Genomic DNA, 11,203 nt, shown 5'->3' on the forward strand with positions numbered 1-11,203 from the left:
GCCAAACCAGGCGATCAGCGCATCGGGTTCACTGTGGACCTTTGCTTCACGCACAATGCGGCCATCCGCATCCACCACGCACACACTTGAGTATTCCAATGATACGTCGATGCCGGCATACTGCTTCATGGTCGTCTCTCCGTGATGCTATGGAGCAGGTCTCTCCTGACTCCGCGACACCATCATTGTGAGGGACGACCACCAGCCATTCAAACCTGGCTGGCCGGGCTCCGCCCGTTACACCATCTAAATGAAGAGCGCGACCATACCCCAATATACGCCGGCGGCAAGCAGGGCTGCGACCGGAACGGTGATCGCCCAGGCGGCGATGATGGTCATGAAGTGCGAGCGGCGCACCAGGCGGCGGCGATGGATTTCGTCGGGGTTGCGCTCGTCGGCAGCATCCGGCTCGTTCCAGGGGATGCCCGCGGCTTCGGCCTGCTTGCGCATATAGGCGAAGCGACGCTTTGAGCGAATAGTATACCATTCACGGAAGAAGCCGACCCCGAAAACCGCTCCGACGGCGATATGAGTCGAGCTGACCGGAAAGCCGAACCAGGCGGCGACAATGACGGTAAGCGCCGCAGACACGGCCACGCAATAAGCCCGCATGGGATTGAGCTTGGTGATCTGCTCGCCGAGGAGGCGGATCAGGCGCGGTCCATAAAGCAGCACACCCACGGAGATGCCGCAGCCGCCGATCATGACCACCCAGAAGGGAGCTTTATGGGTTGTCGTCTCAGCCAGCACGTTGAGCGAGCCGCCAAGGCCGATATCGCGGACGATTGCAGCCAGCGGGCCGATGGCATTGGCGACGTCGTTGGCGCCATGCGCGAAGGACATCAGCGCCGCCGAACAGATCAGTGGCAGGCGGAAAAGCTTGCGCAGCGAGCTGTTCTTGTTTTCCAGGCCTATAGATTGCGCCGCTACGAGGGGGCGCGCACCGAGCCAGGCGATGACCCCGACACCGATGCCGATCGCGAGGTTCATGATATTGGGGATCGTGCCCTTGGGCTCCAGCTGAACGGCGAGATAGCCTGTGAAGGCGCCGGCCATCAGTCCGATCAGGATCGGAATCCAGTTTCTGGCGGCAGCGATCTTGTCGTCGCGATAGACGATGAAAGTCTCGATGAAGTAAAGGATGCTGGCGGCGATGGTGCCTCCGAGGAAGGGTGTTATCACCCAGCCCGCAGAGATTGCCGCCAGTACATGCCAGTTTACGAGTTCCGGGCCGGCTGCGGCCGCACCCGCGCCGACGACTGCGCCGACGATCGTATGCGTCGTCGAGACCGGCGCTTTCAGCCAGGTGGCGAAATTGATCCAGAGTGCTGCGGCGAGCAGCGCCGCCATCATCAGCCAGGCGAGCTTGCCGATGCTGATGATGCGATCGGTATCGACGATGTGCGTCGAGATGGTGTTGATGACCGGGCCGCCGGCGATCGTCGCCCCGAGGACCTCGAAGATGGCCGCCATGACCAGCGCCTGCGTCATGGTGATCGCGCGTGCGCCGACGGCGGCGCCGACATTGTTGGCCACGTCCTTGGCGCCGATGTTCATGGCCATGTAGCCGGCAAGGGCAACGGCGGCGAAGATCAGCGTCGCACGCGGCTGGTCGAACACGTAGATGCCGGCGAAGACCATCGCAAGGCCGAGGAAGATCAGCCCGATGCCCGGCGCCACCAGGCGCCTCGAGACGTGATGGGTCGCATCCTCGACATAGGTGAATTTGTCGAGATCCTTATCGAGCGTCCTCTTTATTGGTGTAGCCGGTCGGTCGGGCATGCAGTTCTCTGGATCAAAACTCTCGTATTGCGCTGGCCGATGAGGCGCGCAACATCCGCCACATATCCTGGCATAGTTTTTTGTGAGTAATGTGGCTTACTTGGCCTGGATTGCGGCACGAGCGGTCGCCATCCGTTGTGCGAAGGCGAGAATGAGATCCTGCAGTTCAGGCTCGCGCACGCGCCTGGCGGCCTCCTCGCAGGAAACCCACTCCATCGAGCGCTCGCCCTTCTCCTTGAAGTTCTTGGCGAGTTCGCTGGCTTCGAGCGCATAGACCTGCACGCGACATGGCACCTGAATGCCGTCCTTCAGCACCTTGTCGTAACCGAAGGTGCCGAGCGGCTCCGTCTCCACCGCGCCGCGCACGCCGGCTTCTTCATAGGCTTCGCGTGCCGCGACTTCATGGGAGAGCTTGCCGGGCATCGGCCACCCCTTCGGAATGACCCAGCGGCCGGTGTCGCGGCTGGTCAGCAGCAAGACTTCCAGATCGCCGGTCTTCTTCTTCAGCCGATAACAGAGCGCAGCATATTGCTGTCGCGGCGGACGCCGAAACATGAGTTGCACATCATTTGCTATACGGCTGAGAAAGGCCAATTGTCGGGTCACCTTTAGGGATTCAAGATACTGTTACGATTCAATCATAACATGGTGTGGGAAAAATTTGCACTCCAGGTGCTAATATATGGTATTTCCCCACAAATTTATTGAGTGGTGAGTAGATAAAAATAACTGGTTTTGTCCTCTGATATTCGCCAGTGATTGTGTTGAAAGCGACATTCAACGGCATTTTCGTGCCGCAGATGGCGTAGTTGCTTGGACCGACCTGCTATTGCATTGGAAAGAGGGATAAAACCTTGCCATGTCCGAACGCATTGTGCCTAGACGCCTGCCACCTCTGAACGCACTGCGGGCCTTTGACGCCGTAGCGCGTCGCGGCAGCATTTTGAAGGCAGCGGATGAACTTGGCGTCGTGCGCGGCGCCGTCCGGCAGCAATTGAATCTGCTCGAAACTCATTTCGGCATGCCCTTGTTTAAACGGGAGAACGGCCGGCTTGTATTGACAGCGAAGGGCAGGGCGTTCGCCGATTCGGTCGGTGTCGCTTTCGGCATTCTCGCCCGGGCTTCCGCGGAGCTATCGGAGGGAAGCCGACGTGTCCTGCGTCTCGGCGTTCCCTCCGCTTTTGCTGTCTGGTGGCTGATGCCGCGGGTCGCTGATCTGCAGGCCGCCCTTGAGGGCATCGATATAGACATCGTACCGATGGCGACCGTCGAGCCTCTCGCCAGACGCGCCGACCTCGAAGCGGTGATCATGGGTGGCGAATACAGGCCAACGCGCGATATCACCGCCATACGCTTCATGGAGGATGAGTTCGGTCCGGTCGCCACGGCCGATATCGCCGCGCGCCTTGACCTTGGCACCGGTGTTGCGGCGTTGGCCGGCGCGGTCGCGCTGAATAGCCGTTCCGCGCCAAGCCTCTGGGATGACTGGTTCGCGGAAAGCGGCCACGCACCCGTTCGCTTCGCGGCCAAACGAGAATTCGAGGATCTGCTGCTTGCGATCGGAGCCGCCCGTTCGGGCCTCGGCGTTGCCATCGCTCCTCGCACGGCCGTTGGCGACGATCTCGGACGTGGCACGCTGATCGCGCCTTATGGCTTCATTCGGCGGCCGGCTGGCTATAGCCTCAGCATTCGCAGCAGCGACACGAAGGATCCCGCGCTCGTCCGGCTGGCGGATTGGCTGAGCGGGGCAGGGGTTGCGCAATCCTAGCAAGGCATCCGGCCGAACATTGATCGCACGCATGCATGGCAGATTTTCTACCATGTGGCGCATTCCAATGTCCATCGACAGGCCGTTGCCTGTCATGCCAGATCGCCGCATCGAACCAGCCGCCAGGAGCACAGCATGGATCAGTCTTCTTCTCTGTCCCGCATCGATTGGGTGGCCCGGAGCTGCCGGCTGCTCGCCGCGACGACCAAGGAATTTCGCGAAACGAAACCCTTTACCGGCCTGACCATCGGCACCGGCATTCATCTGGAGCCGAAGACGGTGGCGCTGCTGATGACGCTGCGTGCCGGCGGTGCCGGTCTCGTCTGCACCGGCAATCTGAACAGCACCCAGCCGGAAACGGTGGACTATCTGCGCGCTCAGGGCGTCAAGGTCTTTGCGACGCAGACCCGCGATGCCGATGAGCATGGCGCAAGCCTCGATGCGATCCTGGCGGAAAAGCCGGATCTGCTGCTCGACAATGGCGGCGATCTCTTTGTCCGCGCGGCCGAACGGCCCTACACCAATTTCCTCGGCGGCACGGAGGAAACGACGTCCGGCCGCACCCGGCTGCTGCCGATGCGCGACAAGCTCAACATGCCGATCCTCGTTATCAACGACAGCCCGATCAAGCAATTCGCCGAAAACCGCCATGCAGTCGGACAGAGTATGTTCGAGAGTTATCTGCGCTTCACCAATCGCTCCACCAATGGCAAGCGCGTCACCGTCTTCGGTTATGGTGCTTGCGGCAAGGGCACGGCGGCTTGCTTCCGCAACGCCTTTTCCGCCGTCAGCGTCGTCGACATCGATCCGGTCACGGCGCTCGAGGCTCATCTCGATGGCTTCACGACGCCTTTGCGTGACGCAGCGATCCGTTCTGCCGATATTCTGGTGACCGTTACCGGCTATCCGAATATCATCACCGCGGCTGATCTGCCTTTGATCAAGGATGGCGCGATCTTGATGAATGGCGGACATTTCCCGCATGAGATCGATGTCGAAGCGTTTCGCAACAGCCCCGATGTCGCCGGTATCGATCGCTACGACGCGGAATACATCGAGACCGTGCGCATGCGCGACGGCCGCGCCTTCCACATTCTCGGCGGCGGCCATATGGCCAATCTCGCCGGCCCACGCCCGCTCGGCAATACGGTCGAATCCATGGACCTCGGCTTTACGTTGCAGGCTCGTTGCCTGGAGCGTGTTGCCAAGGGCGGGCTCGGCAGGGAAGCCTGCGTCATCCCTGTTCCCGCCGATATCGACGCCATGGTCGCCTCCGCCTATCTCGATTTGGCGCGCTAACGGGCGGCACCATCAGGCGCTCGCCAGCGCTTCCGGCAGCAGTCGATCATAGAGCCGGGCCATCTCGTCGCCGAAGCAGCAGAAGATGATCTCACTGAAAGCGCCATCAGCGCTTTCAGCAACGGCGATGCGCGTGGCGATCTCTGCGGCGGGCAAAGCGGGAAAGCGGTAGATACCCGTGGAAATCGCGGGAAAGGCGATGCTCTTGAGGCCATGCTCGCGGGCAAGGCCGAGGCTGTTGCGATAGCAGCCCGCAAGCAGCTCGTCCTCGCCGTTGCCGCCGCCGTTCCAGACGGGACCGACCGTGTGGATGACATGCCTGGCCGGCAGGCGATATCCCTTGGTGATCTTCGCTTGCCCGGTCTTGCAGCCGTTCAGCATCCGGCATTCGGCAACAAGCTCCGGCCCGGCAGCCCGGTGGATCGCGCCATCGACGCCGCCTCCGCCGAGAAGGCTACTGTTTGCAGCATTGACGATGGCATCGACCGAAAGCCCGGTGATATCGCCAAGAACGATTGTGAAGCGTGTCCCGGTCGTGTCTGATAGATCGGAGCGAATGGTTTCAAGCGCGGACATGCTGATCTCCTCGATTCCCGAAGACGTCGCCTATCGCTCCCAATAGGGCACGGGGCCATAAAGTTCCGTCAGGAAGTCGATGAATACGCGCACCTTCGCCGGCAGGAACTGCCTGGTCGGATAGACGGCCGAAAGCGTGACGTTGTGCGATCCTTCATAGGCGGGCAGCACCTGGACGAGGCGGCCGTCGCGCAGCTCGGGGCCGATGTCCCAGGTGGAGCGCAGCGCAATGCCGAAACCGGCAATCACGGCTTCGCGGATGACTTCGCTGGAATTGGTGATGAGCTTGCCCTCCGGGCGGAAGGTGAGGCCGCCCTTCGGGCCGTCCAGCCGCCAGGGATCGTGATTGTGCGCCGGCAGGCAGATATGGCGGCGCAGATCCTCGATATCGTCAGGCATGCCATGGGACTCGATATAAGCGGGCGAAGCGCATAGCACCCGGCGCACGGGTGCCAGCCTGCGGGCGACGAGGCTGGAATCGGTAAGCTCGGCAATGCGGATGGCAAGATCGAAGCCGCCGCCGACGATATCGACGAACTCGTCGCTGAGCACCAGATTGATCGCCAGATCCGGATGGGCCTGCATGAAGGTTTTCAGATGCGGGGCGATGTGTAGCCGGCCGAAGGAGGTGGGTGCGGAGATTTTCAGCGTACCCTGCATCTGCGCCGAGCGACCGGCGATATAGGCTTCCGCCTCTTCCAGCCCGGCCAGGATGGCAAGCACCCGGTCATAAAAGCCCTGGCCGGCTTCGGTCAGTGAAATCTGCCGCGTCGTCCGTTGCAAAAGCCGTGTGCCGAGCCTGTCTTCCAGGCGCTTGATGCGCTTGGAAATGACGGCCGGAGAAAAGCCGAGCGCGCGGCCGGCCAGCGACATGCTGCCTGTTGCGACGACGCTGGCGAAGATTTCAAGGTCCCCAAGATTGGTCATGCACGATTATTTCCTGTTTTGGAATAAATGCTTATCATTTGCGTCAACTTTGGGAAAGCGTTAAGCCTGTAATGCGTTACAAGGAGGCTACGCCCCAAATCGAATGCAGGAGGAGGATGGCATGGCCGAGGCTATTTCATTTATGGAGCCGCGCGCGGATGTTCTTGCCCGCCGCAGCGCGATCGTTGCCGATCTTGCGTTTCTCCTCGCGCCCGAATGCCTGATTCACGAGGCGCGCGAACTCGTTCCCTTCGAAACGGATGCCTTTGTATCCTATCGCCGTGTGCCGCTCGCGGTTGCACTGCCGCGCTCGACCGCCGAAGTGGCGGCCGTCATGAAATATTGCCACCGCTACGGCATTCCCGTCGTGCCGCGCGGCGCCGGCACCTCGCTTTCCGGCGGCGCCATCCCGCAGGAAGATGCCGTCGTTCTCGGGCTCTCCAAGATGAACCGCATCCTCGATATCGACTATGCCAATCGCACGGCGACGGTACAGGCCGGTGTCACGAACCTGAACGTCTCCGAAAGCGTCTCTGCCGATGGCTTCTTCTATGCGCCCGACCCGAGCTCGCAGCTTGCCTGCACCATCGGCGGCAATATCGGCATGAATTCCGGCGGCGCGCACTGTCTGAAATACGGGGTCACCACCAATAATCTGCTCGGTGTGAAGCTCGTCCTGACCGACGGCACCGTTATCGATCTCGGCGGCAAGGCGCTGGATGCGGCGGGATACGATCTGCTCGGCCTCGTCTGCGGCTCCGAAGGCCAGCTCGGCATCGTCACCGAAGCGACGGTACGGCTGATCGCCAAGCCGGAAGGCGCCCGGCCGGTGCTGTTCGGCTTCGAGACGTCGGAAGAGGCGGGCGCTTGCGTCGCCGATGTCATTGCGGCCGGCATCGTTCCGGTCGCCATCGAATTCATGGACAAGCCGGCGATCGAGATCTGCGAGGCCTTTGCAAAGGCCGGCTATCCCCTTGATGTCGGCGCCCTGCTGATCGTCGAGGTCGAAGGCTCGGAGGCGGAAATGGACGATATGCTGAAAAGCATCGTCGACATCGCCCGCACCCATAAGGTCAAGACCGTGCGCGAATGCCAGTCGGCGACGGAGGCGGCCTTGATCTGGAAGGGCCGGAAATCCGCCTTCGGCGCCACCGGCCGCATCGCCGACTATATCTGCATGGACGGCACCGTGCCGCTCAGCCAGCTTTCCTACGTGCTGAAGAAGACGGCCGAGATCATCGACGGTTACGGCCTGCGTGTCGCCAACGTCTTTCACGCCGGCGACGGCAATATGCATCCGCTGATCCTGTTCAACGCCAACGATCCGGAGGATGCCGCCAAGGCGGAGGCGGCGGGCAACGATATCCTGCGGCTCTGCGTCGACGCCGGCGGTTGTCTCACTGGCGAGCATGGCGTCGGCATAGAGAAGCGCGACCTGATGCGGCATCAATATGCCAAGGTCGATCTCGACCAGATGATGGCCGTGCGAGCCGCTTTCGATCCCGGCTGGATCCTCAATCCTTCCAAAGTGTTTCCGCTGGATGGGCGCGACGCCGCATGAGCGAGTTTCATCCCACGACCGAGGCGGAAGCGGCCGCCATCATCCGTGATCATACGTCGCGCGGCGCGGCTCTCGCGATCGTCGGCGGCAATACGCGATCCGGCTTCGGCAATGCGGTTGCTGCCGAGGCGCTGTTGTCGTCGCGCAGCCTCGCCGGCATCGTCGCCTATAATCCGGGTGAGATGGTGATGACCGCGCGTGCGGGCACGCCGGTCGCCGAGATCGAAGCGGCGCTGGCCGAAGGCGGCCAGATGATGACATTCGAACCCATGGATCATCGCGCGCTGATGGCAACTGAGGGCGAGCCAACGATCGGCGGTGTCTTCGCGGCCAATATTTCCGGCCCGCGCCGTTTCGTCAGCGGAGCTGCGCGCGATAGTTTGCTCGGCGTCCGTTTCGTCAACGGCAGGGGTGAGATTGTCAAGGCCGGCGGTCGTGTGATGAAGAATGTCACCGGCCTCGACCTCGTCAAGCTGATGGCGGGTTCGCACGGGACGCTCGGCCTTCTGACGGAGGTAACCTTCCGCGTGCCGCCGCGCCCGAAGACGGAAGAGACGATCGTCGTTTCAGGCTTCAACGACGCCGAGGCGGCGAGAGCTATGGCCGCCGCCATGGCACTGCCGCTCGAAATATCGGGGGCGGCGCATCTGCCGCTCTCGGTCGCCTGGTCCTTCCTTGACGGCAAGCTGCCGAGAGGGGAGGCGACGGTGCTGCGCATCGAAGGGCTTGCCAGCTCTGTTTCGGTGAGAGCCGAGAAGCTGGCTGTCGCCATGAGCCGCCTTGGTTCGGCGACGCGCCTTGCGGAGGATGACAGCCACAGGCTTTGGCGAGAAATCCGTGACGTGAAGCCCTATGCCGATGGCACGAGGCGTCCCGTCTGGCGCGTATCGGTCGCGCCCGGTACTGGCCACCAGCTCGTCGCCGCTCTTCGCCTCGAAACAGGGGTTGATGCCTATTATGATTGGCAGGGCGGTTTGGTCTGGATGCGAATGGAAGCCGAGCCGGAAGGTGACGTACTGCGCCGCTATATTCATGCTCTGGGCGGTGGACATGCGACCTTGCTGCGCGCCACGCCGGCCCACCGCGCGACGACACCGGCCTTCCAGCCGCAGCCCGAGGCTGTGGCGCTGCTTTCGGCGCACGTGAAGGAAAAGTTCGATCCGGCCGGGATTTTCAACCCCGGCAAGATGGCGTGACGGGGGAAGCTGCTCGATGCAAACCAATTTTACTCCCGAACAGCTTGCCGATCCGCATGTGGCCGAGTCCGAGGCGATCCTGCGCAAATGCGTGCATTGCGGCTTCTGCACAGCCACCTGTCCCACCTATGTGACGCTCGGCAACGAGCTCGACAGCCCGCGCGGCCGTATCTATCTCATCAAGGATATGTTGGAAAACGGCCGGCCCGCCGATGCCGAGGTGACGACGCATATAGACCGCTGTCTTTCCTGCCTTGCCTGCACGACGACCTGTCCTTCGGGTGTCGACTATATGCACCTGATCGATCATGCCCGCGCGCACATCGAGAATACCTACAAGCGGCCGCTGATGGACCGGTTTACGCGCAACGTGCTGGCCGCTGTGTTACCCTATCCCGGCCGTTTCCGATTGGCTCTGCAGCTGGCGCGCGTCGGCAGGCCGTTCAAGGGCCCATTGAAGCGCGTCCCGGCGATGAAGGCATTTGCCGCCATGCTCGATCTTGCGCCTCGGAGCGTGCCGGCGCCGTCCCCATTTTCCAGGCCCGGTCGGCATGAGCCGCAGGCAGAACGGCGCGGTCGCGTGGCGATCCTGACCGGTTGCGCGCAGCCGGTGCTCGATCCAGGGATCAACGAAGCGACTATCCGTCTGCTGACGCGCCTCGGAGTCGAGGTCGTGGCGCCGGAAGGGGAGGTCTGCTGCGGCTCGCTGGTACATCATATGGGGCGCGAAGAGCAGGCGCTTGCCGCCGCCCGTGCCAATGTCGACGTGTGGACGCGCGAGATCGACGCCGGCGGGCTCGATGCGATCATCATCACCGCATCCGGCTGCGGCACGACGATCAAGGATTACGGGCACATGCTCCGCCTCGATCCAGCCTATGCCGAAAAGGCGGCGAAGGTTTCCGCGCTCGCCAAGGATATAACCGAATATCTCGCCAGCCTCGATCTGCCCTCGCATATGCCGCGGGGCATCACCGTCGCCTATCATTCCGCCTGTTCCATGCAGCATGGACAGAAGATCACCATGGCGCCGAAGCTCCTCCTGAAGGCCGCCGGCTTTACGGTTCGCGACCCGGCGGAAGGGCATCTCTGCTGCGGTTCGGCCGGTACCTACAACATCATGCAGCCGGAGATCTCGGCCGAGCTGAAGGCCCGCAAGGTCAGGAATATCGAGGCGACCAAGGCGGATATCATCGCGACAGGCAATATCGGCTGCATCACGCAGATCGCCACGGGAACGGGCATCCCGATTCTGCATACCGTCGAATTGCTGGACTGGGCCTATGGCGGCGAAATGCCGGCCAAACTGAAGGGATTGGAACCGGCCGCCGCCTGAGCAGTTCCAGGAGGCCAGCATAGCTGCTTTCGAGGGCCCAGCCTCGCTCTACTGCGAGCCTTCAGGGTTGGCCGCACGATGCGTCTGCCATTCGATCTCGAACTTATCGGCGGCGATGTGCGTCATGCTGATGCGCTCCTGGCCTTCCTCGAAGAAGAGGCCGTCCACCATACCGGCAATGCCGTCGTAAAACGAGCCTTCGACGAGGCTGGCGATGCGCCGTCCGTCACGCCCGATCAAGGCAAGATCGACGACCGACATGCATTGCCGGCGACCGTTGGCAAACACGTCGATAAGCCGAGGAACGTCGCCGGCGTCATCGACCTCGTAATAGACGACGACAGGATCCTCGTTTTCCGGATGGATCCAGTCACATCGATAATAGGAAAAGCTCATGTGCCATAGTATAGCACAACCCCCCCCCAGGCCTGAACCGGTTTGGGGGATCGATTATGCCTTCAGCAGGCGCGGCTTTTAGAGCGGTTCAGTTTTTCACGGAATCTGAGAACCGCTCTTCTGTAACGGGCATTGAGTCAATCCCTTTTGAGCTTAATCCCTCGCCGAGTGCTTGCTTCTGTCCGCAGTCGACGCTGGGGCCGCTGCTGTATGGGGTCTGCTGAGGACCGGCTGGCCAATCTAAAGATGCGCAGTCATTTGAGTGCTGCGTGAGCGGTTGCGGCCTAACCCATCCATCGTCCCGGCGAAGGGACCTTGCTCAGAGGGCTGATGGCAGTGCCCCCGAAGTCTGTCTATGCTTT

General features: G+C 61.9%; 10 protein-coding genes and 1 pseudogene. 5 read left to right on the forward strand and 6 right to left on the reverse strand.

Going from position 1 to position 11,203, the window contains the following annotated elements; all coding sequences use genetic code 11:
- The 3 genes and pseudogenes from QD409_RS34670 to QD409_RS34680 all read right to left on the reverse strand — a co-directional run.
- Positions 1–129, reverse strand: a pseudogene (locus tag QD409_RS34670) (IS110 family transposase); the annotation flags it as partial.
- Between the two features lie 117 nt (positions 130–246).
- On the reverse strand, positions 247–1,782 hold the full coding sequence (locus tag QD409_RS34675) for an inorganic phosphate transporter (protein ID WP_092856642.1): 1,536 nt from the start codon (positions 1,780–1,782) through the stop codon (positions 247–249).
- Between the two features lie 96 nt (positions 1,783–1,878).
- A complete protein-coding gene (locus QD409_RS34680) occupies positions 1,879–2,376 on the reverse strand; it encodes an NUDIX hydrolase (protein ID WP_167668110.1) in 498 nt (165 codons plus the stop codon).
- Between the two features lie 265 nt (positions 2,377–2,641).
- Between QD409_RS34680 and QD409_RS34685 the strand changes: the two genes are divergently transcribed.
- A complete protein-coding gene (locus QD409_RS34685; RefSeq protein ID WP_092856636.1) occupies positions 2,642–3,550 on the forward strand; it encodes a LysR substrate-binding domain-containing protein in 909 nt (302 codons plus the stop codon).
- Between the two features lie 135 nt (positions 3,551–3,685).
- The gene (locus tag QD409_RS34690) at positions 3,686–4,849 is read left to right on the forward strand and encodes an adenosylhomocysteinase (protein WP_092856633.1); all 1,164 of its coding nucleotides are present in this window, start codon (positions 3,686–3,688) and stop codon (positions 4,847–4,849) included.
- Between the two features lie 12 nt (positions 4,850–4,861).
- On the opposite strand, the gene QD409_RS34695 is transcribed toward QD409_RS34690, so the two are convergent.
- Positions 4,862–5,425, reverse strand: a complete 564-nt coding sequence (locus QD409_RS34695; RefSeq protein WP_092856631.1) for an O-acetyl-ADP-ribose deacetylase — start codon at positions 5,423–5,425, stop codon at positions 4,862–4,864.
- Between the two features lie 30 nt (positions 5,426–5,455).
- Positions 5,456–6,352 (reverse strand): LysR family transcriptional regulator, encoded by an 897-nt coding sequence (locus tag QD409_RS34700; protein ID WP_092856628.1) that lies wholly within the window; start codon positions 6,350–6,352, stop codon positions 5,456–5,458.
- A 121-nt stretch (positions 6,353–6,473) separates the two neighbouring features.
- Here QD409_RS34700 and QD409_RS34705 point away from each other — a divergent pair, with 121 nt between their 5' ends.
- Genes QD409_RS34705 through glcF form a run of 3 tightly spaced genes read left to right on the forward strand, consistent with a single transcriptional unit; the run spans position 6,474 to position 10,445 of the window.
- A complete protein-coding gene (locus QD409_RS34705; RefSeq protein ID WP_430764961.1) occupies positions 6,474–7,913 on the forward strand; it encodes an FAD-linked oxidase C-terminal domain-containing protein in 1,440 nt (479 codons plus the stop codon).
- Entirely contained in the window at positions 7,910–9,109 is a 1,200-nt protein-coding gene (locus tag QD409_RS34710) for an FAD-binding protein (protein ID WP_092856625.1), read from the forward strand. The genes QD409_RS34705 and QD409_RS34710 overlap by 4 nt, the downstream gene beginning before the upstream one ends.
- A gap of 16 nt (positions 9,110–9,125) precedes the next feature.
- Positions 9,126–10,445, forward strand: a complete 1,320-nt coding sequence (gene glcF / locus QD409_RS34715; RefSeq protein ID WP_092856622.1) for a glycolate oxidase subunit GlcF — start codon at positions 9,126–9,128, stop codon at positions 10,443–10,445.
- A gap of 48 nt (positions 10,446–10,493) precedes the next feature.
- On the opposite strand, the gene QD409_RS34720 is transcribed toward glcF, so the two are convergent.
- Complete coding sequence (locus tag QD409_RS34720; protein WP_092856620.1) at positions 10,494–10,841, reverse strand: DUF6881 domain-containing protein; 348 nt, start codon at positions 10,839–10,841, stop codon at positions 10,494–10,496.
- Between the last annotated feature and the right edge of the window lie 362 nt (positions 10,842–11,203).

The organism is Rhizobium sp. BR 315 (assembly GCF_050577975.1).
GTDB classification, from domain to species: Bacteria; Pseudomonadota; Alphaproteobacteria; order Rhizobiales; family Rhizobiaceae; genus Rhizobium; species Rhizobium miluonense.